Origin of the sequence: Enterococcus sp. 3G6_DIV0642, from assembly GCF_002140635.1 — a bacterium.
GTDB lineage: Bacteria > Bacillota > Bacilli > Lactobacillales > Enterococcaceae > Enterococcus_D > Enterococcus_D casseliflavus.
Map to the genome: position 1 here is coordinate 2,397,655 of NZ_NGLH01000001.1, position 24,721 is coordinate 2,422,375.

27 protein-coding genes and 1 riboswitch are annotated in these 24,721 nt (G+C 42.1%); of the genes, 5 read left to right on the forward strand and 22 right to left on the reverse strand.

What is annotated here, in order from left to right:
- Positions 1–26: 26 nt before the first annotated feature.
- The gene (locus A5878_RS11430; RefSeq protein WP_010749234.1) at positions 27–1,409 is read right to left on the reverse strand and encodes an ATP-dependent DNA helicase RecQ; all 1,383 of its coding nucleotides are present in this window, start codon (positions 1,407–1,409) and stop codon (positions 27–29) included.
- A complete protein-coding gene (locus tag A5878_RS11435; protein WP_060792337.1) occupies positions 1,403–2,398 on the reverse strand; it encodes a helix-turn-helix domain-containing protein in 996 nt (331 codons plus the stop codon). Before A5878_RS11435 ends, A5878_RS11430 begins: the two co-directional genes overlap by 7 nt.
- Before the next feature lie 26 nt (positions 2,399–2,424).
- Here A5878_RS11435 and A5878_RS11440 point away from each other — a divergent pair, with 26 nt between their 5' ends.
- Positions 2,425–2,640, forward strand: a complete 216-nt coding sequence (locus A5878_RS11440) for a ferredoxin (RefSeq protein WP_005229322.1) — start codon at positions 2,425–2,427, stop codon at positions 2,638–2,640.
- Positions 2,641–2,699: 59 nt separating this feature from the next.
- On the opposite strand, the gene A5878_RS11445 is transcribed toward A5878_RS11440, so the two are convergent.
- From A5878_RS11445 to tuf, 14 genes are all read right to left on the reverse strand, one after another.
- Complete coding sequence (locus A5878_RS11445; RefSeq protein ID WP_010749232.1) at positions 2,700–3,293, reverse strand: ECF transporter S component; 594 nt, start codon at positions 3,291–3,293, stop codon at positions 2,700–2,702.
- A 150-nt stretch (positions 3,294–3,443) separates the two neighbouring features.
- Positions 3,444–3,568: riboswitch (FMN riboswitch) on the reverse strand.
- Between the two features lie 79 nt (positions 3,569–3,647).
- Complete coding sequence (locus A5878_RS11450; RefSeq protein WP_060792339.1) at positions 3,648–4,364, reverse strand: pseudouridine synthase; 717 nt, start codon at positions 4,362–4,364, stop codon at positions 3,648–3,650.
- 2 nt (positions 4,365–4,366) lie between these two features.
- Positions 4,367–4,951, reverse strand: a complete 585-nt coding sequence (gene scpB, locus A5878_RS11455; protein ID WP_005229316.1) for an SMC-Scp complex subunit ScpB — start codon at positions 4,949–4,951, stop codon at positions 4,367–4,369.
- A complete protein-coding gene (locus A5878_RS11460) occupies positions 4,944–5,693 on the reverse strand; it encodes a segregation/condensation protein A (RefSeq protein ID WP_010749229.1) in 750 nt (249 codons plus the stop codon). The genes scpB and A5878_RS11460 overlap by 8 nt, the downstream gene beginning before the upstream one ends.
- Positions 5,694–5,707: 14 nt before the next feature.
- The gene (xerD, locus tag A5878_RS11465; RefSeq protein WP_015510075.1) at positions 5,708–6,598 is read right to left on the reverse strand and encodes a site-specific tyrosine recombinase XerD; all 891 of its coding nucleotides are present in this window, start codon (positions 6,596–6,598) and stop codon (positions 5,708–5,710) included.
- Positions 6,599–6,832: 234 nt separating this feature from the next.
- Complete coding sequence (locus tag A5878_RS11475; RefSeq protein WP_010749227.1) at positions 6,833–7,282, reverse strand: Fur family transcriptional regulator; 450 nt, start codon at positions 7,280–7,282, stop codon at positions 6,833–6,835.
- A gap of 109 nt (positions 7,283–7,391) precedes the next feature.
- Positions 7,392–8,255, reverse strand: coding sequence for a S1 RNA-binding domain-containing protein (locus tag A5878_RS11480; protein ID WP_060792340.1), 864 nt, complete (start codon positions 8,253–8,255; stop codon positions 7,392–7,394).
- Between the two features lie 34 nt (positions 8,256–8,289).
- Positions 8,290–8,607, reverse strand: coding sequence for an AzlD domain-containing protein (locus tag A5878_RS11485; RefSeq protein WP_015510078.1), 318 nt, complete (start codon positions 8,605–8,607; stop codon positions 8,290–8,292).
- Positions 8,600–9,307, reverse strand: coding sequence for an AzlC family ABC transporter permease (locus A5878_RS11490; protein WP_060792341.1), 708 nt, complete (start codon positions 9,305–9,307; stop codon positions 8,600–8,602). Before A5878_RS11490 ends, A5878_RS11485 begins: the two co-directional genes overlap by 8 nt.
- A gap of 118 nt (positions 9,308–9,425) precedes the next feature.
- Positions 9,426–11,321, reverse strand: coding sequence for a cell division site-positioning protein MapZ family protein (locus tag A5878_RS11495; protein WP_060792342.1), 1,896 nt, complete (start codon positions 11,319–11,321; stop codon positions 9,426–9,428).
- Between the two features lie 308 nt (positions 11,322–11,629).
- On the reverse strand, positions 11,630–12,736 hold the full coding sequence (rpoD, locus tag A5878_RS11500) for an RNA polymerase sigma factor RpoD (protein WP_005229298.1): 1,107 nt from the start codon (positions 12,734–12,736) through the stop codon (positions 11,630–11,632).
- Between the two features lie 23 nt (positions 12,737–12,759).
- Positions 12,760–14,595: a DNA primase gene (dnaG, locus tag A5878_RS11505; RefSeq protein ID WP_060792343.1), complete on the reverse strand. Its 1,836-nt coding sequence runs from the start codon at positions 14,593–14,595 to the stop codon at positions 12,760–12,762.
- Positions 14,596–14,753: 158 nt separating this feature from the next.
- Positions 14,754–15,383: a lysozyme family protein gene (locus A5878_RS11510; protein WP_005229291.1), complete on the reverse strand. Its 630-nt coding sequence runs from the start codon at positions 15,381–15,383 to the stop codon at positions 14,754–14,756.
- A 212-nt stretch (positions 15,384–15,595) separates the two neighbouring features.
- Positions 15,596–16,783 carry an elongation factor Tu gene (gene tuf, locus A5878_RS11515; RefSeq protein WP_005229289.1) on the reverse strand — a complete coding sequence of 396 codons (1,188 nt, stop codon included), beginning with the start codon at positions 16,781–16,783 and terminating at the stop codon, positions 15,596–15,598.
- 246 nt (positions 16,784–17,029) lie between these two features.
- On the opposite strand from tuf, the gene A5878_RS11520 reads away from it, so the two are divergent.
- A complete protein-coding gene (locus tag A5878_RS11520; RefSeq protein ID WP_060792344.1) occupies positions 17,030–17,389 on the forward strand; it encodes a YxeA family protein in 360 nt (119 codons plus the stop codon).
- 195 nt (positions 17,390–17,584) lie between these two features.
- Here the strand turns inward: A5878_RS11520 and A5878_RS11525 are convergent, their stop codons facing one another.
- Complete coding sequence (locus tag A5878_RS11525) at positions 17,585–18,589, reverse strand: nucleoid-associated protein (protein WP_005229284.1); 1,005 nt, start codon at positions 18,587–18,589, stop codon at positions 17,585–17,587.
- A 163-nt stretch (positions 18,590–18,752) separates the two neighbouring features.
- On the opposite strand from A5878_RS11525, the gene A5878_RS11530 reads away from it, so the two are divergent.
- From A5878_RS11530 to A5878_RS11540, 3 genes are all read left to right on the forward strand, one after another.
- Positions 18,753–19,598: an aldo/keto reductase gene (locus A5878_RS11530; protein WP_005229282.1), complete on the forward strand. Its 846-nt coding sequence runs from the start codon at positions 18,753–18,755 to the stop codon at positions 19,596–19,598.
- A gap of 26 nt (positions 19,599–19,624) precedes the next feature.
- Positions 19,625–19,906: a hypothetical protein gene (locus A5878_RS11535; RefSeq protein WP_060792345.1), complete on the forward strand. Its 282-nt coding sequence runs from the start codon at positions 19,625–19,627 to the stop codon at positions 19,904–19,906.
- A 115-nt stretch (positions 19,907–20,021) separates the two neighbouring features.
- On the forward strand, positions 20,022–20,741 hold the full coding sequence (locus tag A5878_RS11540; protein ID WP_060792346.1) for a hypothetical protein: 720 nt from the start codon (positions 20,022–20,024) through the stop codon (positions 20,739–20,741).
- Positions 20,742–20,885: 144 nt separating this feature from the next.
- On the opposite strand, the gene A5878_RS11545 is transcribed toward A5878_RS11540, so the two are convergent.
- From A5878_RS11545 to A5878_RS11565, 5 genes are read right to left on the reverse strand one after another with little or no spacing between them, the layout of a single operon-like run.
- A complete protein-coding gene (locus tag A5878_RS11545; protein ID WP_240457298.1) occupies positions 20,886–21,365 on the reverse strand; it encodes a hypothetical protein in 480 nt (159 codons plus the stop codon).
- Between the two features lie 33 nt (positions 21,366–21,398).
- Positions 21,399–22,547: a galactonate dehydratase gene (gene dgoD / locus A5878_RS11550; RefSeq protein WP_060792348.1), complete on the reverse strand. Its 1,149-nt coding sequence runs from the start codon at positions 22,545–22,547 to the stop codon at positions 21,399–21,401.
- A gap of 30 nt (positions 22,548–22,577) precedes the next feature.
- A complete protein-coding gene (locus A5878_RS11555; protein WP_060792349.1) occupies positions 22,578–23,933 on the reverse strand; it encodes a PTS galactitol transporter subunit IIC in 1,356 nt (451 codons plus the stop codon).
- A gap of 21 nt (positions 23,934–23,954) precedes the next feature.
- On the reverse strand, positions 23,955–24,233 hold the full coding sequence (locus tag A5878_RS11560; protein ID WP_005229267.1) for a PTS sugar transporter subunit IIB: 279 nt from the start codon (positions 24,231–24,233) through the stop codon (positions 23,955–23,957).
- 19 nt (positions 24,234–24,252) lie between these two features.
- Positions 24,253–24,711, reverse strand: a complete 459-nt coding sequence (locus tag A5878_RS11565; RefSeq protein WP_005229265.1) for a PTS sugar transporter subunit IIA — start codon at positions 24,709–24,711, stop codon at positions 24,253–24,255.
- Between the last annotated feature and the right edge of the window lie 10 nt (positions 24,712–24,721).

Genomic DNA, 24,721 nt, shown 5'->3' on the forward strand with positions numbered 1-24,721 from the left:
ATAAAAACTGTCCTACAAAATACGATTCAATTTATATCTTTAAAAATTTTTATTAAACGTTCCTGCCAATGATGGGCTTCCTTTTTCTCGGGCAGCTGTTCTTCACCCGCTATTTCGATCCCGTCATTGTCGCAACAATAAGGATTCTCCTGGGCTTCCTCTCCGAAATGCGCCAGTAAAAATTGTCGGCGACAACCTGTAAAATGAATATAAGCCAACATTTTCTGTAATTGTTCTTGTTTTTGCTGTTCATTGCGTTTTAATGTTTCCAGCCAAAAGGAAGTTCCCAACTCTTTCATTTTTTGCTGCCACTTTTCTTGCAACGGTGTCAAGGGTTCTTTCCTCTTCTCCTGAACCATTCGTTCTAAAGCAAGGCGTTCTTCTTTGTTTTCTCGCTGAAAGAAGTAATGGATCTGCTCATCATGTTCCTGATAAAGCAAAATCGCATTGCTTTGTTTGCCGTCACGACCAGCTCGCCCGATTTCTTGACTGTAATTCTCTAATGAATCAGGTAGATCATAATGGATCACAAAGCGAATATCTTCCTTATTGATCCCCATCCCAAACGCATTGGTAGCAACGAGTAATTTTAATTTATTCTGAGAAAACTGCTGCTGCAACGTTTTTCTTTGATCACTCGCGAGACCACCATGATAATAGCCTACCAAATAGCGCTGACGCAGTTTGTTATAGACTTCTTCGACTTTGCTTCTTGTGGAACAGTAGATGATCCCAGCCCCGCCTAAGCGGCTGAGATAGTCTGCTAATGCCGCATCTTTGTCTGTCGTTTGCTCTACGAACAAGCCGATATTGCTGCGGTTCATCGAATAACGGTAGACATTGGCGTTCTTTGCTAATAATACTTGCCGTATGTCTGCTTCCACTTGTGCTGTTGCTGTAGCCGTCAATGCTAACGTAACGGGTGCCTTCAAGCGTTTCTTTACTTCACCAAGCTGCAAGTACTCTGGTCGAAAATCAATGCCCCATTGCGAAACACAATGGGCTTCATCCACCACGAGCATGGCGATCTTAACCTGTTCCAATTGATGCAAAACAGCTTCTTGTACGATCATTTCTGGACTTAAAAACAAAAACTTGTACTTCTGCAAATGCTGCATCACATACTGGCGATCAGCAAGGTCCAATTGACTATTAAACGCAATCGCGCGTTTTTCCCCTTGCTTTTGTAAGCCGTAGACTTGATCTTCCATCAAAGAGACTAACGGCGAGATAATGATCACGATCCCGTCTACTAGGTACCCTGGCAGCTGATAGCACAGACTTTTGCCATTCCCAGTAGGCAGAATCGCTAACGTATCTTGCTGTGCTAAAACACTTTCGATGACTTCTTTTTGTCCTTGGCGGAATGTTTTGAAACCAAAATACTGATTCAGTGCATCTTCTAACATCGAATCCCCCGCTTCTGAGCAATCTGTAACAAACGAATCGTCAAAAAATCAGTCGTAAGAAGCGCCTGTAATTCTTGATAGCTATTTTTCCAAGAAGCTTCTGGCAGCTTTTTCAACAACGCTGTATCAAAGCGCTGAAAAGGAAACGTTGGATCAAGCAATGCCCACTCAATCAAATGATCATTAACAGTTCCTCGTTTGATCCTTCTTTTTTCCATAATCTGCTCGACAGAATCGCCTCGCAAAAACAATGATCGGCTTTCCACCATGCTTTGGTTTAAATTTCTCTTTAGAAAAGGCGACAATCCTCGAAACAGGATCGTCAGGGGCGTTTTTTCGATCAAGGTTAAAAATTGATGGATCGAAGCTCCTACATAAAGAGTGTCCCAAGGCTTACTTTGAACATTTTCTGGTAAAAGCTGAAAAAACGCCTGCCCTAGAATATCTGGACCCGATAAGGTGCCCGCTAAAAAATCTGCCACTTCTGCGGGAAGCTGGTCAAAAATTGCTGATAGCTCTTGATACAGGCACTTTTTGATGTCAGGATCGTGACGGATCAGCTGACGGACAGGTTCTGTATAGAGTGGCGTGTTTTCAACGGGAATATACTGATTGGTCACGCCTTGATACGCAGCTGCTTGAACCAGCAGCCGAACAAAACGCCAAGCCTCCTCCGTCGTTCGTCCATAACGAAAGTAATTCGCATACCGCAACAATCGTTCACCTGGCTGCTGGCTGTTTATAGCGGTCGTTTTGAGCAGCAGACCATCTGAATCTCGACTTAGAGCCCCTCGTTGGATCAAGTCAGCGAGCGTCTGTTGATACGCTTTCTCATTCAACTGGGGCAACGATTGAAAGAGACCTAAGCGATCATAAAAAAAGGCATAACTCAAGACAGAGCTAGTACGCTTACCAATGAGAATTTGATAAAGTGTTGATGGGCGCAGCTTGTCAGTATCAGAAAACAGCGCTAAAATAAAAGAATCCATATTTCCCCTCCAGAAAGGACTAAAAAATGTCACAACGCTGTAAAATTATTCCTGAGCGCTGCATTGCTTGTGGCCTATGTGCGATCTATGCCCCCGAGATCTTCGATTATGATGAAGACGGGATCGTTTTATTTGCCCAAGAACCGAATGCTCGGCAACAGTTTATCATAGAAGACCAACAAGAAAAAGTCAAAACTGCTTATCGTAAATGCCCTACCCGTGCGATTATCATGGAAAAATAAAAAAAGCCGACCTGCCATTGACAGACCTTTCGTCTGCAACAGCAAGTCGGCTCATTTTTTTATTTTCCTATAGCAGAATGATGGGGCTGCTTACGAGCCAACCATGGCAGCAGTTTGGCGTGAAGTGCTAAAAAGACAGCACTGACGATTGCGCCTTTGACCAAATTGAAAGGTAAGATCCCGATCGCCACATATTGCGGCAAAGACATTCCTAAAAATTGATCGGCTGTGACCCCGAAAAAGCGCAGGTAAAGCGGTGTGATCACAAATAGGTTCGCCACACTCATAAAAATCGTTACCGACAAGATACCGCTGATGACACCAACCATTTTGTTTTTGGTGTGAATACCTTTGCGGAAAAAGTAGTACATTGGCAAAGTAAAGGCACATGATGCTAAAAAGCTTGCCGTATCCCCCACCATATCAGCAGGTGAAAAACCAGATAAGAACAAATGCAGCACCGAACGAATGAAAGCAGTCAATACCCCGCTCCAAGGACCAAATAAAAACATCATGATCATCACGGGAATATCACTAAAATCGATCTTTAAAAAGCTGAATGCTGGGAAAATCGGAAAAGCGATAAATTGCAAAATTGTTCCCATAGCAGCACACATGGCGATCGTCACCATTTTTCTTGTTTTGTTGTTCATCAGTATAAATCCTCCTAAGTTCAGGATTCCTCTTCAAACGAACCTATTAAATTTCCTCGGCTTTCTTGTCGGCGCCAGACAAAAAATGCCCTCTTTTTTCCACAGGGAAAAAAGAGGGCATTCGAAATAGCCATAAGCAAATCAAATACGCTCTATCTTCTTTATCCAGACTGTACTGTCGGTATCGGAATTTCACCGATTCAGCTATTTCCGAAGAAATAGGTCGTGGACTATAACCACCGGTCGGGAATTGCACCCTGCCCCTGAAGACGAACCTTTATTCTATTTATTACATGTTCTATTATACACAAAATCTAAAAATTAACAATAGTTACGTTTTCAGATACTTTTCAACTATTTTGCACTATTTTTCAGCTGACTGACTTCCTTCTTCGACAATTCTCGATATTCCCCTGGACGAAGACCTTTCAAATCTAACGGACCATAATTTTCCCGTTTTAATTTTTGCACAGGCAAACCAACTGCTTTTAACATATTTTTGACTTGATGGTTGCGTCCTTCGTGGATCGTCAATTGCACAATACTAGATTGCGCTGTTTGGTCTGTCGACAAGATCTCAAAGCGAGCAGGTGCCGTCTTACGACCTTCGATCCGAATCCCTTTTGTCAATGGAAGCAGCTGCTTTTTATCCGCAATCCCTTTGACTTTGGCAACGTACACTTTGTCGACTTCGTGTTTCGGATGCATCAGTGTCTGTGACAATTCCCCATCATTTGTCAGCAATAACAAACCAGAGGTATCATAGTCCAAGCGCCCGACGGGATACACCCGTTCAGGAACTTCAGCAAAATAATCCAAAACGACTTTGCGCTTTTTATCATCCGTTACAGCTGAGATCACACCACGAGGTTTGTAGAATAGATAATAGACGTGTTGTTCTTGTTCGATTGGTACACCATCGACTTCAACAACATCTTTTGAGCTAACTTGGACCCCTAATTCTTTGATCACTTGCCCGTTGACACGCACTCGGCCTTCAGTTATCAATCCTTCAGCTTTTCTTCTTGAGGTGATGCCAGCATGGGCAATCACTTTTTGCAAACGTTCCATCTTCATTCTCCTTCTGTTTCTGCTTGTTTGTAGCGGTCGTAAAAAAGATCAAACGGTGCATCTTCTTCAAGTTCATCTTCCATGGATTGGATATCGGGTAATTCAGCCAAACTTTTTAAGCCAAAATAATCCATAAAGTATTCCGTCGTACCATATAGGATCGCTCGTCCTGGTCCGTCAACGCGGCCTTTTTCTTCAATCAGTCGTTTTGCCACCAATTTTTGAACCGATCCGCTAGATTGGACGCCGCGGATCTCTTCTACTTCCATCCGAGTGATCGGCTGCTTGTAAGCAATGATCGACAACGTTTCTAAAGCGGCCTGAGACAACGAGCTGCCCATCGGTGATTCAGCATATTTCTTCAATAAAGGGGCAAATTGTTTCTTGGTGGTCAAAATAAAATGATTGCCCACTTCAAGAATATGCAACGCAGTATGTTCATTTTCTTCATATTGCTGATTTAGTTCCTGCAAATGCTGATAGACACTGGCAGTATTGCTTTTGACTAAGTAACTCAATTCTTCAAGTCCGATCCCCTCATCACCGACGACGAATAAGATCGCTTCTAATTCACTATATTTACTCATCTTCTTTACCTGTTGGATAGAGCAGAATCGACGCATAATTGTCTGATTGCTCTACTCGAATCGTTCCTTTTTTCATTAATTCTAACAGTGCCATAAAGGTCACCACAACTTCTGTTTTATTGTAGGTCGTAAAAAACGAATCAAAGCTGCGGCCTTTTTTAGCACTGACATGTTGCATCTCCAGCTGAATCGCCGCCATCTTTTCATCGATGGTGCTTTCATCAGGAGAAATTTTGGTTTCTAGTACTTGGCGATTTTTCTTTTTCTCGATCATTTTTTGAAAAGCCAAAAAGAGATCGATCGTATTGAATTGATTGGCTCTTAACTGATCTTCTTCCTCTTTGTATTCATCGACATCCATCGGATCTTTCGTATAATACAAACTGCGCTCTTCCGCTTTTTCGGAAAGCTGCTCGGCTGCATACTTAAATTTGCGGTATTCTAGCAGCTGTGCCACCAGCATATCCCGTGGATCTTCTTCGTACTCTTCCACTTCAGCAATCAGCTCTTGTTTCGGTAACAGCATCTGGCTTTTGATCGCCATCAGAGTTGCCGCCATGACTAAATATTCACCAGCGACTTCTAATTCTAAAATTTTCATGGCATGGATATACTGCATGTATTGTTCGGTGATGGTTGCAACTGGAATGTCATAAACATCGATTTCCAGTTTTTTGATCAAATGAAGCAGCAAATCCAACGGTCCTTCAAAGACAGCTAATTTTATTTTGATTTCTTCCATTCCATCCTCGATTTCTAGGCGCGCGGAAAGTGCTGCTTGTACACTTCCGTCATCCGTTTCTTCGTTATATGCGTGTAAATCTGAGTGGTCGAGATATCTGCGTGTCCTAACAGCTCTTGAACCGTTCGCAGATCTGCGCCGTTTTCTAATAGATGAGTCGCAAAACTATGGCGCAGCGTATGGGGAGTCACATTTTTGGTGATCCCAGCTTGTCGAACCAAGGCTTTTAAATTTTTCCAGATCCCTTGACGAGACAGCTGCGTACCGTGGTTGTTTACAAACAGGTGGCTTTCATCCGGTGTTTTTCTCGTCAAATACGGACGTGCATCGCTGAGATATGTTTCGATCCATTGAATCGCTAAATCCCCTAGTGGGACGATCCGTTCTTTGTCGCCTTTCCCGGTTGTTTGCAACAAGCCCATACTTAAATGCAAATCATTCAATTTCAAACCGATCAACTCGCTGACGCGCAAGCCTGTCGCATACATCACTTCCAAAATCGCTCGATCACGAATACCCAACACCGCTCGCGTATCTGGTGTTTCGATCAAGCGCTCCACTTCCTGCAAACTCAAAGTATCAGGTAGCTTCTGCTGTTTTTTCGGCGAATCAATATGCTGCATCGGATCATGATCTGTCAACCGTTCTTGACGCAAATATTGATGGAATCTTCGCAAACTGGAAACCATCCGAATCACGGTTGCCGAGGATTTTCCCGCCTCTTGCAGACTTTGCAAAAAAGACAAAACGATCACTCGGTCGATCTGTTGCCACTGCGTCACTTGTTTTTTTTGTAAAAACGCAAGATACTGTTGCAGATCCCGCTGGTAGCTGGCACGGGTATTTTGGGATAGCCCGCGCTCAATGGTCAAATAATGAAGATAATCAATAATTTGTTCGTTCATGGGGCTTCCTCTACTTTCAGCTTTTTTATCATATCAAATTCTGGCTCGTTTAGATAGTAGCTTGCCAACAAAAAAAGAGGCATCTACCCGTATCTTTTGCCCAAGGAAACACCCGAATCATAGCAGATTTTTTGGTTTCTTTCAAATTGGAAAAAAGAGCACTCTTCCTATTGAAACCATCTGACTATCATTCGGGTGATAACAAAATTTTTTCAAATTGCCCAGCTACAGACACTAGGCTTTGTTTTGGCATTTTTGGCAGACACCATGAAATGTCAACCGATGATCCTTTACTAAAAAATGGTACTTTTGTTCGACGATCTCTTCGACACTGCCCAACAGATCCTCTTCAACCTCTTCGATATTGCCGCATTCCAAACACAACAAGTGATGATGGAAATGTTTGGCGCCTTCTTTACGTAGGTCATAACGAGCGACACCGTCATTAAAACTGACTTTATCGACGATTTTCAAATCCGTCAAAATCTCCAATGTTCGATAGACGGTTGCTAAGCCAATCTCAGAATTTTTTTTGCGCACAAAGAAGAAAATCTCTTCGGCGGATAAATGATCTTTCTCATTTTCTAATAAGACCAACAACGTCGCTTCTCGCTGAGGAGTTAATTTGAACCCCGACTCGTGCAATTGTTTCTTGGTCTTTTTTAACGCTGCTGTTGTGTTCATAGTTGCCTCCGTATGCCGCTAATTTATAACGATTCTAATTTGAGTGAGAATCACTCAAGACAAACATTGTAATCATTATAAATTAGAACAGCAAAAGAAACAAGTATTCTCAATTAGGTTTTTTAACAAGAATCGTAAAGCCATCTTTTTGCTCAATCAAACGCTGTTTCATCAAGGTTCCTAACGCCCGTTTAAATTGGCCTTTACTAATACCAAAAGTTTGTAAAATCTCTTCTGGTGCTGATTTATCGGTAAAAGGAATTTTATTTTCTGATGCTCGTTCTAAAAAGGTTAGGACCATGGCGGCATCATTTGAAATCGCCTCGTGGGCTCTTGGTTTCAACGAAAGGTTCAAGACGCCATCTGGACGAACCCCAATCACTCGTCCTTTGACAACTTCCCCAAGACGCGGCTCTTGATAGCGCTCTGATGGGTGGACGAAGCCAATATAAAAATCATCCGTCAATAAGTAGGTTCCCGCTAGTTTTAAGCGATACACGGTACCTGTAACATCTTGATTCTTCATCTGTTCCGTACCATTCTTACTCAGTGCCTTGAAGATTTTCTCATCTGCTAACGAAGCCCATATACGCTCTTTGTCGTCGACGCGCAAGCTGACCATCAAACGATCGCCTTTTTTGGGCCAAAGTTCCCGCATTGTTGGCAATTCATCTAATGAAACCACCATGTCCTTGTCTTTTAAACCGATATCGACGAAAACGCCTAAGTCGCGACGGCTTCCTGTGACTGTACCAAAGGCATAATGCCCTTTGCGGCTTTTCGGAATATTCGTAGTGAGTACATTTTCTTGCTTTTGGTTTTGATAGCCAAACCCTTCGACGGCTTCACCTAAATGATGTTCGCCTTCTTCCTTGGCTAGTCGGAAGGTAACCCCGCCTTTTTGAACAAAATAATTCTGTTCATTTTCATCAATGATCAATCCGCTAAATACGGATGCTAATAAGTCTTTCATCTATTCTCTCCTTCTTCATAAAAACTGCCCGTTGCTAGAAAAAGAAACGCAGCAGTGCCATAGCAATAACACCTGTGATAACGATCTTCATCAAATCTTTTGTATAATACCCCACCAACAATGCTGGGATACAGGCAATAGTTTCTTTGACTTTCAAGATGGGAAATTGCCCTTCTCGAAAGATCAGCAAATTTTGAACCAACAATGCCGCCAAAATACACAACGGCAAGTAACTCAAAAAGATGGTGAAAGGTTTTGGAAATACGAGCTTTTTAGAAAATAAAAAAGGAACGATCCGCGGAATCCAAGTAACCAACCCACATGCTAGCATTAGTATAACAAAATTAGTCATGATGTGTCACCGTCCCAACCAAACATCCTGCCAAGGTCGCAGCAATTACCGCGATCTCAGCAGTAGAAAAACGCATAAATAAAATCAATGTCCCCACAACTGCCCCGAGTACTAAGAGCGTTTGCTGAGTTTTCTTCTTGAGTGGTCGCTCTACTTGAAATAAAAAAAGACCAACAAACATGGCTACCAAGGCAAAATCTAAGCCTAACGCTTCTGGATCTGGAATAAACGAGCCTAATAGTCCGCCCAAAAAGGTTGCGAAGATCCAACTCAAATACGCCATCACGTTCAACCCATGGGTCCATTTCGCTGTGACTGGTTTGTCTTGTTGCAGTGACGTCGTCAAAACGCCATAGGACTCATCAGTCAAAAGCGTCCCAATCCCAATAGCAGAAAGCAAAGGAGTCTTTTTAAAATAGGAAGCCACTGATAAGCTCATTAAGAAATGTCGTAAATTCACTAAAAAGACGGTTGCGACGATCGTCATGAAAGGTGCTTGAATCGCGAGTAATGCACAAATAATAAATTGAGCACTGCCTGCATAGACAATAATAGACATTATAATAATTTCAAGAATCGACAACCCAACGCCTTTTCCCACGACCCCCATCGCAAAACCAATCCCTAAGTACCCAAGAATCGTTGGTACACAAGCAATGACCCCATCTTCAAAGCGATCATATCTTTCTATTTTCTGCACAAAAAACCCTCCCTGTTTGAACGATTATCTTTCATCATATCGAAAACAGGGAAGGGAAACAAGTGTTTTTCACATGTACATGTAATAACTCTGAAAGTTTTCTAGTGACTCAGGAGACTTAGCGAACGGTGTGATCGTTCCCATTGCCTCTGAAATAGCCAGTTTTGGCGTTTACCGTAAATAAGTATAGCGGGAACGCTGAATCATCCGTTCCTTTAAGCAAGCTGCCTTGGGCATTTGTCGCATAAAAATTGTAATAGCCTTCGCCGTTGACGATCCGCACGCGTTCAAAAGTATACCCACCTTCAACCACGTAACCACGGGCAATCGCTGTGGCGATGATTTTTTCTTGGACACCATCTGCCCATACCCAAGCGCTATTGTTTACATCATTCAAATCACTTTGACGGGCTGGAATGATTGGCTGATTATTGGTGTTTGTCGGCGTATTTGGCGAAAGCACATACTCTTCTTCAGACGTACTTTGTGCTGGCGTCGCAGCGCTTGTAGAACCGCCGCTCGAACCTGAAGCGTTGTTCTCGGAAGCCGCCGCTTGTGCTGCTTCTTGGGCAGCTTGTTGTTGCGCCGCTGCTTCTTGCGTAGCGGTTTCACGCTTCGTCAACGCAGTATCGACTTTACGCAATTCAGTCGTAAGACTTTCCACCAATGAATCAATTGGTAAAGCTTGGACTTTTTTCATCAAGGCATTGTAGTTCTCGCGGGTGACACTTGCAGGTGCTTCACCATCACCACTTAAAGCCACCATGCTCTTCACTGCATTTTGAACTTCCTCGATCGCGCTGAACTCTTTTTGTCCCATGTCGATGGCTTGATTGATCAACTCATCAAAGGCATCCCCGTTCTCACGCTTCGCCATTGTGACAGCAGCTGCTTCTTTCAATGAAACTTCTTCCAACTGATCCTCCACAACGGCAGGACTGCTAAAATAGCTGTTGATCTCGGTCAAAGCTGCTAATTTGTCAGCAATTGTCGCTGCTTCTTGTGACAAGGCATCGTACCGTTCATGGTCTTGAAACTCTGCCAACTGATTCGTCACAGCCGTCAGCTGTTCTGATGTTTTGTCGTTTTTAATGAACACTCGTTCATCATTTGTATAAAAATCATTCAGCTCATTTTCAATTTGATCGAGTGTACGGTTTTCTTGCGCCAGTTGCGTTTGGCGGGCAGTTTCTTGTTGCTGCTGTTGATAGTAGTACGCCCAACCGCCACCAGCTGCCACTAATAAACAAGCCGCTGTAATATAGAGTGCTTTGCGAGGACGCTTCTTTTTTTCGCTAGGCGTCGACGTTTTTTCTTCAGTAGTCGCCTTTTTCGGTGCTTCATCCGCTGCGGTGATCGGCTCAGGAATTGGATCGATCACTGGTTCTGGCTGCTTCTTCACTTCTTCAATGACCGGATCCGTCACTGGTTCATCTTCGCTTATCAGTAGAGGTTCCTCACTGGCTTGTTCCTGACTTTCTTCTTCAGTAGCAGACAAATCATCAGTGGCGGCTTCTGCTTCTAGAGCAGCGGCTTTTTCTTCTTCATCAAGTTTGTGTTGGCGGATATAAGCAGCCAAAATATCAGCGTCATGCTGTTCCTCCGTACTTAATGCATCGGTTTCACTTGCTTCCTCACTGGCTGATGTCGCATGCTCTTGCGTTGCGCTAGAACTTTCTACTTCCGTTTTTTCCTCAGCTTCTTTCTTAGAGGCTGATGTGGGGGTTACATGTTGCTCATCGGAAAAAGTCCCTTGCTGCGCGAGGTCGATCGTTTCTTCATTTGAGGATGGCCGATCACCTAAGTGCTCCTCCATTTTTCCGATCGGGACGTTTTTAAAGTCTGACCAGCGAATATCATCATTTTTATTCTGTGGCTCTTCTGGCGTAACGGAAGAGTCAGATGTTGGTTCCAGTTCATTCTCCTTTGCCTGGTTCCATTGGAACCCGCAATTGGGACAAACGGGTGTTTCTTCTATTGCTTGAAATCCACATTCAGGACATGTCTTCTTCATTGATTCAAACTGACTCCTTTTGTTTTTTGCATTTCCTTTTATGAAGCAGTCGCCTCTTTCATCAGACGCTTGCTGTACCTACTGCTTCTTTTTTTAGACCAGCAAATAATGGGTCTTTTTTGACACTTCGTTGTTTGTTACGTTTTGATGCAGATGCACAAAATTAAATTTATCACATTCTTGGCAATTAGCCAACACTTGCTTGGTTACGTTTTTATTAAGTTCTTTACCAATCTTGTGTCGAGAGGACAGAAACTGAATAAAAAAGACTTTCCAAAGGGTTCCTTTGGAAAGTCGATAAACCTTGATTATTCTAAGAAATCTTTCAATTGTTTTGAACGAGATGGATGGCGTAGTTTCCGTAATGCTTTTGCTTCGATCTGACGAATCCGTTCTCTCGTTACCCCAAAGACTTTGCCGACTTCTTCTAATGTCCGAGTACGACCATCATCGATTCCGAAACGCAAGCGCAGCACGTTTTCTTCACGGTCAGTCAACGTATCCAGTACATCTTCTAGCTGCTCTTTCAACAGCTCATAAGCCGCATGCTCTGCTGGACTTGTGGCATCTTGGTCTTCAATAAAATCACCTAGATGAGAATCGTCTTCTTCACCGATCGGTGTTTCTAATGAAACAGGTTCTTGAGCGATCTTCAAGATTTCACGAACTTTTTCCGTCGGCAGATCCATTTCTGCGCCGATTTCTTCTGGTGTCGGTTCGCGCCCTAAGTCTTGCAGCAATTGCCGTTGAATACGGATCAATTTGTTGATGGTTTCCACCATATGCACAGGAATACGAATGGTTCGCGCTTGGTCAGCGATCGCACGGGTGATCGCTTGACGGATCCACCAGGTCGCATACGTCGAGAATTTGAACCCTTTGCGGTAGTCGAATTTCTCAACGGCTTTCATCAAGCCCATGTTTCCTTCTTGGATCAAATCAAGGAATTGCATTCCTCGACCCACATAACGTTTGGCAATACTAACGACCAAACGTAGGTTGGCTTCTGCCAAACGCTGTTTTGCCTCTTGATCGCCTTCTTCGATTTTCAGTGCGAGCGCCACTTCTTCTTCTGCGGTCAATAACGGCACACGACCGATTTCTTTCAAGTACATCCGAACGGGGTCATTGATTTTCACACCAGTTGGTGCAGACAGATCTTCTTGAGGTTGTGTTTCTTGTCGTTTTTCATTGCTCTTTAGACTATGGACTGAAGGCTCTCCATTTTCATCCACGACACTGATGCCTGAATCCTCCAGTTTTTGAATTAATTTGTCCATTGCATCAGCATCCAAAGTATACGGCGTTGCTAAACGATTCGTAATGTCATCGTAAACAACTTGCCCCTTTGTTTTGTTTTCTCGGATGTATTCGGCAACTGCTTTGTCATACGTTTTTTTTGTTTCTTCTGCCATGAAAGAAAGCCCCTTTCAGTTCGCTATTTAGCTTGTTTCAACCGTTTGGTCAAATCAATGATTTCGATCGCAAGTTCAAGTTCTAATTGCTGGTTTCCTTTTTGTCTTGCTTCTTGCTGCTGGATTCGTTTTTGATTGATTTCTTCAGCAATGCCCGACTTTTGAAATACCTGCAGAATGTCCTGAAATTCTTGTTCAGTCCCTTCCTCAGAAGCTTTAAGATCTGCAATATCGATCACCATTTTTTTCATTGAATCTTCTTTTAAAAAATCTAAGAACTTTGCTAAAACAAAGTGTTCTTCTGTTTCCATATACGCATCAAACAGCAGATAAAGCTGTTGGTAACGATCATGGATAAAGGATATGCCACTCGCTCGAAAGCGATGGTTTAACGTACTGTCATGAAACAAACGGTACAATAATAATTCTTGTGCTTTTTCTACCTGTGTTTTGGGCTGCTGCCGCGTTGGCGGCGTAAAGACCATAGGATTGGTTGTTGGCGCTGGCGGCGGTGCATCTTGCCGCGGCTGCTGCTCTTGCCGGTTTTGCTTGAGCTGCTGTTGCAAGGTCTCACGGCTCAAGTTGAACTCTGTGGACAACTGAGTCAAATAACGGTCTTGCTCCAGCAAAGAATCCACCCGCTGTAATTCCTTTAAAACGACTTGGACATAATCTAGCTGCTCTTTCTCATTGGCCAAATTTCGATTTGCTCGATGGTAATCCATTTTGAAAGCAAAGACGGTTTCTTTCCCATGTACAGCTAATTTATAAAAAGCTTCTGTCCCATATTTGCGCAAATAGTCATCTGGGTCCATCCGTTCCGGCACTCGAACCACAGATAATTTCAAGCGGCTATTGTTTTGCAAAAGATCGATCCCACGGTTCGTGGCTTCAACCCCTGCACTATCTCCATCGTAACAAAGAATCACTTCTTGTGCCACTCGCTCGATGTGAGCGATCTGCTGATTGGTCAGGCTGGTCCCCATCGAGGCGATCCCATTTTCGATCCCTGCTTGCCAAGCGGCGATCACGTCCATAAATCCTTCAAATAAATACACTTGACCATCTTTACGCATCGCTCGTCGCGCTTTGTCAAAGTTGAAAAGAACCTCGCGTTTATTGAAAAGAATCGTTTCAGGACTATTTAAATATTTTGGTTGGTCTTGATCACCGACTTTTTCGCTTGCTAACCACCGACCAGAAAAACCAATCGTTTTCCCCTGAGGATTGCGGATCGGAAACATGATTCTCTGGTAAAAGCGATCCGCCAGTGAGCCATCGTTGCGCTGAACAAAGAGTCCTGTATCAGGAAAAAACTCTGCTTTGGCTTTTTCATTCAAAAAAACTTTCTCCAAAAACGAGCGTTCATTCGGTGCAAAGCCAATATTGAACTCTTCGATCAGTGCCATCGTCAATCCACGATCTAATAAATAATCAAGTGCTTCTTGTCCAGCAGCCGTATTCACCAACATGTGATGATAGACTTCGGCGGCTTTTTCATGTAACGCAATCAATTGACTCGTTTGTGAGGTCGCTTCATTGATGCCTTCAGACTGCTGATATTGCGGATCAAGAGGAATATCATTCATTTCTGCTACTTTGACGACTGCTTCTGGAAAACTGATCCCTTCAAGCTCCTGTAAGAAACCATACACATTTCCACCACGACCACAACCAAAGCAATGAAAAATTTGTTTGTCCTCTGCAACGGAAAAAGAAGGTGATTTTTCATTATGGAACGGACACAAACCAAAATAATTTTTTCCAGACTTCTTTAACTGGACATACTGTCCTACGATATCGACGATATTGCTACGTTCGCGAATGTCGTCAATGACCGTTTGAGGAATTCGTGCCATCCACTCACCTCCATTTGGTAAGTATTCATCGGTTTACTAGGTAAAAAAACGCACTAATAGATATCAGTGCGAAGAATAATTAGACAGAATCACTCATAATGATTTTACCATATTTTATTTGTATTTCAAGCTTTTTTGTTTCACTTATTTTACAACGCTTATGAAAAGAAACGCGCCGTAACATTGATCTTCCATTGATTCATTTTTATTAAATCAGCGTAGAATAAATTGCCGCCGTTATGATACAGGTGACCACCATTATAAAAAACGGATTGGATGCCCCAGTAACGATAGGTTTGTTCAGTATCATTGCCTAACAATGGAGATAAAACCTCTCTGGAATATGTTTCTGCTAACTCTAAGGTGTTTACTCCCCCTCGGGCAGCGACATAATCAATATAATCTGTACCAAAATTATACGCCTGTACGGCGGTCCAAAGATCACAGTTCATTTGCTCGGCTTTTTCAATCAACTCTGCTAAATAGGAAACACCTTGTTCGATGCTTTGTTCTGGCGTATCGAACTGATTTTGTTTTCCATAAACACTTTCAGAACTTTGCATCGGGTCGTTGCCTTGTCCTTTTGACTCCGTCAGCATGATGCTCATGGCTAATGACTGATATTCAGAGATGTCGTGGGCTTGCGTCTGTTGCGCGATTGCTTCTTCATACGCATAGACAGCTTTCAATGCCGTGTAGTTTCGATAGACCCAAACCCCTGCCCCGATCAGTAGCAGCACGAGGGCCAGCTTCAGTATAAATCCTAGGAAACGTCGAATTTTTCTCATCAAATACATCCCATCTTTTCTAAGTCAGAATCTATCGTACTATGAAATGAACGGGCTGACTAGAATTTTTTCTCTCCTAAAAAATCCTTAATAAAATCACAAGATTATTTAGAAAAAAACAAGCAATCCTAAGCTGACTGAGGGATTGGCGATCTTTTGACAAGAAAAAGGAAATAGCGCTTCTTCAAAAGGAAGCACTGTTTCACTCATCATTATTTTTCGATCGTGGTGACAATACCAGAACCGACTGTTCGTCCACCTTCACGAATCGAGAAGGTCGTTCCATTTTCTACAGCGATCGGATGGATCAATTCCACATCGATCGTTACGTTGTCACCAGGCATCACCATTTCCGTTCCTTCTGGTAAAACGATATTCCCAGTTACGTCCGTTGTACGGAAGTAAAATTGTGGGCGATAATTATTAAAGAATGGGGTATGGCGACCGCCTTCTTCTTTTGTCAACACATAGACTTCCGCTTGGAATTTCGTATGCGGTGTGATAGAACCTGGTTTTGCTAACACTTGGCCACGTTCAATTTCATCACGGGTGATGCCCCGTAACAATACCCCTACGTTATCGCCAGCTTCTCCGAAGTCCATCGTTTTGCGGAACATTTCTACCCCTGTCACGACTGCTTTTTGTGTTTCAGGTTTGATTCCGACGATTTCTACTTCATCCCCGACTTTTACCATGCCGCGATCGATCCGACCAGAAGCAACGGTCCCCCGTCCTGTGATCGAAAAGACATCTTCGATCGGTAACAACAATGGTTTGTCAGTATCACGTTCTGGCGTTGGGATATATTCATCTACTGTATCCATCAGCGTTAAGATCGCTGCTTCAGCATCTGGGTCCCCTTCCAAGGCTTTTAACGCAGAGCCCTTGATCACAGGAATGTCGTCGCCAGGAAAATCATATTCAGTCAGCAATTCTCTGACTTCCATTTCAACTAAATCGATCAACTCGTCATCATCGACAAGGTCCGTCTTATTCAAAAAGACGATCAAATGTTTCACACCCACTTGACGAGAAAGCAAAATATGCTCCCGTGTTTGTGGCATTGGGCCATCTGTCGCTGATACGACCAAGATTGCACCGTCCATTTGAGCAGCCCCTGTAATCATATTTTTCACATAATCCGCGTGTCCAGGTGCATCGATATGGGCATAGTGCCGTTTTTCCGTTTCATATTCCACATGAGCAGTATTGATTGTGATACCACGTTCGCGTTCCTCAGGAGCCGCGTCGATACTTGCGTAATCTTGCGGATTGGCAAGCCCTTTTTTCCCAAGAACTGTGGTAATTGCAGCAGTCAAGGTGGTTTTCCCATGGTCGACGTGTCCAATCGTTCCGATGTTGACATGGGGTTTGCTACGATCATAATGTTGTTTTGCCATATTGTTTCCCTCCTAGAGAAAGTTGAGTCGTTGGTTGACTCGAATCATATTTTTGCGATTTACGCTTCCAAAGAGATAAGGATTAACTTATTTTTTGTAAGTTTAAATCTACCCTTATTATAGGTCAAAATTAGTCAAAGTCAAGCAAGAGGTCTCGGCAGCTAATCCCTAAGAATTTCTTTGCTTTTTGTGATCCATTGGACGCAAGCCTAGTTTTTATGAATAATAGAAGATGAGGTGAGAAATGTGAAGAAAATCATTGCAGCGCTGGTTTTTACAGCAATTTTCCTTGGCGGCTGCTTCCTTACTTATGACTATTACTATGGTGGAAGTGACTACTATACAGTTATCAACGGTGAAGGCGAACACGATACCGAAGTCAGTGACGAGGGGGTCGTTGAAAACATCTATCGTTATACACAAACAGCCTACAGCGCCTCTGGTGACGTCAAAACGGTCAAAATGAATGAACACCGTTCCGCTCCTTTGAAAGAAGGTGCCTATTTGAAACTACTGGTCAATCCAAACAAAGGCGTTATAAGCTGGGAAGAAGTTTCTGAAGAAGACGTTCCTCAAGCAGCTCTTGAAAAGTTGACCCCTCAATAATTGCTGCTGTCGATCAAGCAAGCGTCTGTAAAAAAGCAGGCCGTCCTCTTTCTAAATGAGGACGCCCTGCTTTTTGTGCTCTATAATTTATGGGCCTGATGAATCAGAATTGATTCTTCAGCTCCATTTTCATTATTGACAAAGAGCCGCTTTTTTGTACTTGTTCTGCCATCGTCTGCTTAGAAACAGCTCTTGTTACATCCGATTAATCACTTCTTCTACATTTTTGATCGTTACGGAAATCGTGCCATCGGGATTATTGATAAATTCGATCAAATTCGGATCTCGGTAAACATCCAAAGGAACGATCAATTCGATTCCATTCGATAATTTTAGTTTTTGCTTACCAAATTTTTTCTCCGAGATCTCACGAACATCCCGCATCATCGGTGCTTGATTGACGAATCCTTTTTCAACCACTTCTTCTTGAAATGAAAGCTGAGCAGTAATATTGTCTTTAAAGACTTTTTGCGCCACTTCACTCACATCGATATGACCAGACTCTTCGATCGTGTCGTAGACCGCTTCTTTCAAATCGGCAACAACGTTATAGGTGGGTGTTTCAAATTTCTGACCAATTTTTTCGGCTACTTTTTTGATGACTTTGACATTTTCTTCTAAAGATGGGATCGGTTCGGCATCAATGACTTTTGTTGAAAAGTAGGCGTATTTTTCACCTGAAAAGCTATATTTCTTTTCAATCAGTTCAAAGTCTAAGCTCTCCACATCGATCGTGATCCCTTCATCTGCCTTTTGGGTTTTACCTGCTAGTAAGGCACGATGCAAAATCAAATTATTTTCGATCCCAGCCTCCCCATTATCAATAAAATGCGTATAGCCATCTTGATAATTGACCTTCAAAAAAGCCAGCTGCATTCTTGTATCTAATTCATATAAGACGACAAACGCATCCGCACTTGGCGCATCTTCACTTTCCTTGTACGCTTCATACCAGCGTTGCACGATCGCTTCACTGGCTGCGATAAAGTCGTCTGGTGCTTGTTTGACCAATTGAGCGATCGTTGAAGTTTCGAGTAAACGACCTGTTTTGGTTTGCGGTGTAGCAAGTTTCTGTATTTTCTTCGTCAAATAATCACGAATGTATTCCGTTGTTAAATCAAGTTCAACTTGAGAAAAAACTGGATCGCCTGTTTGACGGTCCACAATGTGTAAAATCGCATGTTTCAAATAAATATCCATTGGTTACGCTCCTTATCCATTTGTCTAGTGTACAAAATAAATAGGCGAACTGACAAGAGCGAATCGGCATTTTCCTTCAACATTCGCTTTCCTTTAAAAAGGTGCAATCATTGGAAATTCCTGCCTCGTCTGCTAAACTAGAAGTATCACAGAAAACGGAGGAATGAACATGAACAGCTATACGTTATCAAACAATGTGACCATCCCTGAGCTAGGCTTTGGCACATGGCAAACACCAGACGGCGACGTTGCCGTAGCATCAGTCAAAAAAGCACTAGAAGTAGGTTACCGCCATATTGATACAGCACAAGGCTATAAAAACGAAGCCAGTGTTGGTCAAGCGATCAAAGAAAGCGGCATTCCCCGCGAAGAGCTTTTCTTGACTACAAAATTATGGAATGCGAACCATTCTTATGATCTTGTGATGTCCTCTTTTGAAGAATCTTTAGAAAAATTACAAACAGACTATATCGATCTTTTCTTGATCCATTGGCCAAATCCAGTGGCTTTTCGCGACAATTGGCAAACAGCGAACGCAGAAACATGGCGTGCTTTTGAAGAGTTGTATCAAGCAGGCAAAATCAAAGCGATCGGCGTCAGCAACTTCTTACCACATCATTTTGAAGAATTGAAAAAAACAGCGACTATCTTCCCAATGGTCAATCAAATTTTCCTTGCACCTGGCGAGTTACAAGAAGAAGTCGTGACTTATTGCCAAGAACACGATGTATTGCTTGAAGCATACAGCCCATTAGGTACTGGGAAGATCTTTGATGTACCAGAAATGAAAGCATTAGCTGAAAAGCATCAAAAATCAATCGCTCAAGTTGCATTACGCTGGTCTTTACAACATGGTTTCTTGCCATTACCAAAATCAGTCACACCAAGTCGGATCGAAGAAAACATTCACGTCTTTGATTTTGAGCTATCTGAAGAGGACATGAAAACGATCGATCAATTAGATGGTGTGGTTGGGAAAGCGACCAATCCAGATACGACAGGGTTTTAATTTCACTCTCTATAAAGGAGAAGCCTATGAAAAAAACTGATTTGAATCATCTCTCCCCTGCTGTTCAAAAAGCCTTACATGCTGATTTTGTTTTTCTCGTTTGGCCAGACAAAGTCCAACACTTTCCAGCACGTCAATGGACGACCAGCGACTATCAGCAGATGCTGACCGAGAAACTTATTGGGGAACCACGCTTTTTTCTTTGGGAAAACTACTTAGTCGCCACTGGAGAAAATGACCTTTTGGTCCTGATGCCCAAGTACCATCAAATCAATGATCTAGTAGAAACACCAGCGCCGCTTTTTTAGCAGCGTTGGTGTTTTTTTCAGGAAGTATATAAATTTTTTTGTATTTTTTCATGAGAATCACTGTTCTTTTCTGCAAATTTTCCTTATAATCGATAGTGATCGAGAGGAGAAGATTATGAAAAAGAAACAATTAGCAAAATTGAAACAACAATTCCGCCCGTCTTATGAAACAGCTCGACAACAGTTGTTTACAGCGATCGAGCGCAAAACAGCAGATAAGTTTGACCTTCCGACGACTGTGTATATCAATCCTAAAAACCAAGAGGAATTATTGATTGAATTGTTGAAGGAAACGCCAAAAGAACAAAAAATCGCTGTTCCTTTAGATGAGAACTTCAAGATCGTCGTGAAACGAATCCAACGCTTAGAAGCTGGTTTGCTTGATCGTTTCAGCGATAACTTAGTCGATGAGATCGCTGCTTACTGGTTGCCGACCAATCCGCAAGAAAGTACGGCACCCGCTCCTGCAAAAGAACCAGCGAAAGTGAAGGAAGAATCAGCACCAGCTGAAGCGGCTGCACCGACTACCTCTGCATCAACTAAAGAAGTAGAAAAAGCAACTGAAACAATGGCTGATACTGCTGATGAAACAATGACTTTTTCAGCATTTGCTGAAAAAATCGCAGCATTCCCTAAATTTTCTGCCAAACAATCTTCAGGAGAAACGATCGTGATCGAAGCTTCCCCGAAAGAAGATCGTGTTCTAGCAACGATTTCTGAAACAGAAAGTGATACTTTTACCATTGAAACTGCGCTAGAACGCAAATACAAAGTAAAATTAGAAGTCATTCCATTGATCGAGGCGTATGCCCACACGGCGATTTCGAAACGATAAAAAACTGGGAGAATGGTTCATTCTCCCAGTTTTTTTATAACCCGACGATGTGAATAAAAATATAGCTGATTGATTTTTACTCTTTGCTTAAAATCAGTAAGGATTACCACAATTTATTAAATTTGTCCTTCTCCACAAACGAAATTAATGGGATACTTTAGTATTCCTTTGCTTCTTTTGCGTCAATCCTTCTTCCTTAAACACTAGCTTCTCTTCCTTCTTCAATAAACTGAAGTACTCTGCCAAGATTTGCGGTGCCTCTGAAAATAAAAGCGAGAAGCGGCTATTTTTGCTTTTATAAAAGGTTACAAAAGTTTGATTATTTACTGTTTGTTCAATCTCTATTGCGGTATATTGATCATATTCACCTTTTAAAACACCCAGTTTGATCAGCTGATCTGCTCCTAAGCCTTCTTTTGAAAAACCAACTAAACAGACTAAGCCGATCAGTGCAAACAATTTCAACTGGTCACTCAACTGATCTGGCCAAAAAATGACGAAAAGAAGCGCAGACAGAATGAAAGCAGTTGCCTTTTTTATAGAGCTCGCTTTTGCCTGCAAAAGAATTTTGCGCTGCTCTTTGAGTTGCATCACTAACAGAACGAGTAAAAATAAGTTGATCATAATTGCTTCCGCCATGAATAACTTCCTTTCAGACTACCATTCTGCAATAGTGCCATCATAGTTCTTCCATTTAGGATTGGTCCAAACCAACCCTTCTTGTGAAATATCTCTAACTCTATCTTCATCCATCTCCAACCCTAAACCGGGCTTACTTGGTAATTCTACATAGCCATCCTTATACTGAAATACTTCTTTGTTTTTCACAAAATCTAACAGATCAAAGCCTTTATTGTAATGGATTCCTAAGCTTTGCTCTTGAATAAAAACATTTGGGGTACAAGAATCAACTTGCAGTGTTGCTGCTAAAGCAACGGGACCATATGGTGCGTGCGGGGCAACAGCCACGTCATAAGCTTCAGCCATGGCAGCTATTTTTCGCATTTCCATGATCCCTCCACATAATGCCACATCAGGCTGGATCACATCTATTGCTCCTTGCTGAAAAAGTGTTTTAAACTGCCAGCGAGTATACAGTCTCTCACCAGTGGCTAAAGGCGTTGCCACAAGCTGGGCAACTTCTTTAAAATGTTCCTCATTCTCAGGAAGAACAACTTCTTCTAAAAACATTGGATGATAAGGTTCTAATGCCTTCGCTAAAACTTTTGCCATCGGCTTGTGGACTCTCCCATGAAAATCAATTCCAATATCCAATTTATTACCAAAGCGTTCCCTAATCGAAGCGACACGTTCCACCACTTCCTCTATCTTTACATAAGAGTCAATATAGTGCAGTTCCTCTGTTGCGTTCATTTTAACTGCAGTAAACCCACGGTCAACACGATCTTGTGCTTGCTCTGCGACATCATCCGGACGATCACCGCCGATCCAAGAATATACTTTGATTCTGTCACGAGCAGCACCGCCTAATAGTTCGTAGATAGGAACATTCAATGCTTTTCCTTTAATATCCCACAAAGCCATCTCTAGACCAGAAACGATTGTTCCATGTATGGGACCGCCACGAAAGAAAGATCGGTGCATTTCTTGGAACAATCGCTCAATCTCAAACGGGTTTTGTCCTAACAGAAATCTTTCCCCTACCTCATAAGCTCCTGCAACAACTGTTTCGGTTTTTGTTCCAGAAATCATCTCTCCCCAGCCATCGATTCCTTCATCTGTTGACAATTTTACAAAAATCCAGCGGGGTTTTACTTTATATACTGTAATTTTAGAAATTTTCAAAACAATCTACTCCTCTTTTTCGACAATATTTTATTCAATTGCTGCTTCACGATTAATTTTTTTGATTCCTTCAAAGAAATACCATACACCGCCAAATCCTAGAAGAAGAACTGGAATACCAATCATCGGTTCATAGGTGAATGCAATGAAAACCAGGTAACTTTGAATCATTGAAGTTGCTGCAAAAGAAGAAATAAGCATGGCACTGGACCCAAGATCAATCCCTACCTGTTTGGCTATTTCGGTTAGAATAGGTGAAGTGACTGTTCCACACCAAAGCAAAGAGGCTGTGACAACTAAACCGATAATAATGTTTTTCAGCAAGTTTCCTCTAGTCAATGCAACAACCATTGCTACTCGAAATGGAACTACAGCTAAATCGGCAAATGGTAACACACGATTTCCGGGTAAGACCAAAGCCATAGCAATTGTTAAAGGAATAATAATCAGTGCAGTTGTTATAACATCTGGATTGCCCACAACAACCGCTGCATCTAGTCCAATAAATAAACGGCGACCTTTAAATTTCTTTTGAGACCATTTTTGCGCTGCGTCTGAAATAGGCATTAATCCTTCCATAAAAAGAGAGGTCATTTTTGGTATCAGAACAAGGACAGCAGACATACTAACCCCTAATTGAAGAATCTGAGTGATATCATAGCCAGCTAAAAAGCCGATTGCGATACCTATGACACCACCCATAATCATAGAGTCCCCAAAGAAGCCCAAATATTTTTGTGCATCCTTAATGGTAAACTTGGAATTTCGAAAAAGAGGAATGCGGTCTAAAAGCCAGTTTAACGGCCATGCAATTACTAAAGAAGATAAGGCTGAAACCGTGGGTAATGAAACCCCTGGAATTCCAAAAAAATCTTCAACCAAAGGCTGTGACCAATCAGACATTTTAAATGTGACAATTGCCATTACAACTGATGCGCCCACACCTAACGCTACGTTCTTAGTCACAAAATAAACCATTACACCAACAATAGCCATATGATGATAATTCCAAATATCAACATCCAACGTTTGAGTTCTTTTGAGAACCAACAAGATGATATTAACGATCAATATAGCAAATATAAGCAGTGCAATAATTGGAGATGCCCAAGTAACCGCCGCGATTGAGCCCCATCCTACGTCCAAGGCATCCAGCTGTACGCCGGTCCGCTCTACCATTGCACGGGCTGCTGGTCCGACATTGGTTGTCATAAAATCCAGAATCAGACGAATCCCTGCAAATCCGATTCCTAGTGTTAGCCCAGACTTAAATGCTCTTGAGATTTTCAAACCGAAAATCATGCCGATAATTGTAATAATGACAGGAAGCATCACTGTAGGACCAGCGTCAATAAAGAAATTGAATACATTCATTACATAATTCATTCTTTTTTCTCCTTAAATTTTTTATTTTAAATAATTCAAAATTTCTTCCATAGTTTGTTCAGAACCAATTCCCGTTAAAATAGGCATTCCCTTTACCACAGGAACTTCACCAGTCTGACCTTCAAATTGACCAGTTGTCACTAACAAGTCATAGTCTTGAACTTTACTAGGTACTTCCATCAGTTTGGTTTGGGTTGTGGAAGCCTCAACTCCATGTTCATTCAGATAATCCTTCACTTTTGATGCTACTACGGTTGAAGTCGCAATCCCATTCCCACAAGCAATTAAAATTCTTTTCATTTTCATTTCCTCCTATTTTTTAGGCTATCGCCTTTTTTAATAATGTTAGCAATTTTAGATCCGAATTCGCCGCCGTCATTTGTTCACGAAGTGGCTCATCTTGAATAATACTGACAATCTTTTGTAACATCTCCACTTGTCCGTGCGGTTCACCGATGGCCATCATGATAACGATTTTAGTAGGTAAAATGACTTGATTATCTTCCATATTGCGAAACCCTACAGCTGTTTCTAAGGTTGCAATCGCCAAAGTTGTTTGATTGACCAAATCAAAATTTGCATGAGGAATTGCTACGCCGGGCTGTGTCGAAGGTAAACCGGTTGGATATTCGGACTCGCGTAACTGTATTGCTTCGATATAATCTTCTTTGACATAGCCTCGTTGGTATAGTTCATTCGCTAAAAAAGCAAGGACTTCTTTATCACTGCCTGCTTTTATATTTCGAAATACTAGTTCTTCGTTCAGTTGCAATTCCATTTGTTTTCCT

Excerpts from the sequence above, each read along its gene's own strand:
- A5878_RS11475 (WP_010749227.1), bottom strand. The coding sequence starts at position 7,282 with ATGAACACAACAGCAGCGTTAAAAAAGACCAAGAAACAATTGCACGAG.
- A5878_RS11530 (WP_005229282.1), top strand. The coding sequence starts at position 18,753 with ATGAACATGAACAGCTATACGTTATCAAACAATGTGACCATCCCTGAG.
- A5878_RS11535 (WP_060792345.1), top strand. The coding sequence starts at position 19,625 with ATGAAAAAAACTGATTTGAATCATCTCTCCCCTGCTGTTCAAAAAGCC.
- scpB (WP_005229316.1), bottom strand. The coding sequence starts at position 4,951 with ATGAGTAAATATAGTGAATTAGAAGCGATCTTATTCGTCGTCGGTGAT.
- A5878_RS11435 (WP_060792337.1), bottom strand. The coding sequence starts at position 2,398 with ATGGATTCTTTTATTTTAGCGCTGTTTTCTGATACTGACAAGCTGCGC.
- A5878_RS11480 (WP_060792340.1), bottom strand. The coding sequence starts at position 8,255 with ATGAAAGACTTATTAGCATCCGTATTTAGCGGATTGATCATTGATGAA.
- tuf (WP_005229289.1), bottom strand. The coding sequence starts at position 16,783 with ATGGCAAAACAACATTATGATCGTAGCAAACCCCATGTCAACATCGGA.
- rpoD (WP_005229298.1), bottom strand. The coding sequence starts at position 12,736 with ATGGCAGAAGAAACAAAAAAAACGTATGACAAAGCAGTTGCCGAATAC.
- A5878_RS11555 (WP_060792349.1), bottom strand. The coding sequence starts at position 23,933 with ATGAATTATGTAATGAATGTATTCAATTTCTTTATTGACGCTGGTCCT.
- A5878_RS11445 (WP_010749232.1), bottom strand. The coding sequence starts at position 3,293 with ATGAACAACAAAACAAGAAAAATGGTGACGATCGCCATGTGTGCTGCT.
- A5878_RS11510 (WP_005229291.1), bottom strand. The coding sequence starts at position 15,383 with ATGAGAAAAATTCGACGTTTCCTAGGATTTATACTGAAGCTGGCCCTC.
- dnaG (WP_060792343.1), bottom strand. The coding sequence starts at position 14,595 with ATGGCACGAATTCCTCAAACGGTCATTGACGACATTCGCGAACGTAGC.
- A5878_RS11545 (WP_240457298.1), bottom strand. The coding sequence starts at position 21,365 with ATGATCAACTTATTTTTACTCGTTCTGTTAGTGATGCAACTCAAAGAG.
- A5878_RS11495 (WP_060792342.1), bottom strand. The coding sequence starts at position 11,321 with ATGAAGAAGACATGTCCTGAATGTGGATTTCAAGCAATAGAAGAAACA.
- A5878_RS11525 (WP_005229284.1), bottom strand. The coding sequence starts at position 18,589 with ATGGATATTTATTTGAAACATGCGATTTTACACATTGTGGACCGTCAA.
- A5878_RS11450 (WP_060792339.1), bottom strand. The coding sequence starts at position 4,364 with ATGGAACGTTTGCAAAAAGTGATTGCCCATGCTGGCATCACCTCAAGA.
- A5878_RS11485 (WP_015510078.1), bottom strand. The coding sequence starts at position 8,607 with ATGACTAATTTTGTTATACTAATGCTAGCATGTGGGTTGGTTACTTGG.
- xerD (WP_015510075.1), bottom strand. The coding sequence starts at position 6,598 with ATGAACGAACAAATTATTGATTATCTTCATTATTTGACCATTGAGCGC.
- A5878_RS11560 (WP_005229267.1), bottom strand. The coding sequence starts at position 24,233 with ATGAAAAGAATTTTAATTGCTTGTGGGAATGGGATTGCGACTTCAACC.
- A5878_RS11430 (WP_010749234.1), bottom strand. The coding sequence starts at position 1,409 with ATGTTAGAAGATGCACTGAATCAGTATTTTGGTTTCAAAACATTCCGC.
- A5878_RS11440 (WP_005229322.1), top strand. The coding sequence starts at position 2,425 with ATGTCACAACGCTGTAAAATTATTCCTGAGCGCTGCATTGCTTGTGGC.
- A5878_RS11460 (WP_010749229.1), bottom strand. The coding sequence starts at position 5,693 with ATGGAAGAAATCAAAATAAAATTAGCTGTCTTTGAAGGACCGTTGGAT.
- A5878_RS11565 (WP_005229265.1), bottom strand. The coding sequence starts at position 24,711 with ATGGAATTGCAACTGAACGAAGAACTAGTATTTCGAAATATAAAAGCA.
- A5878_RS11540 (WP_060792346.1), top strand. The coding sequence starts at position 20,022 with ATGAAAAAGAAACAATTAGCAAAATTGAAACAACAATTCCGCCCGTCT.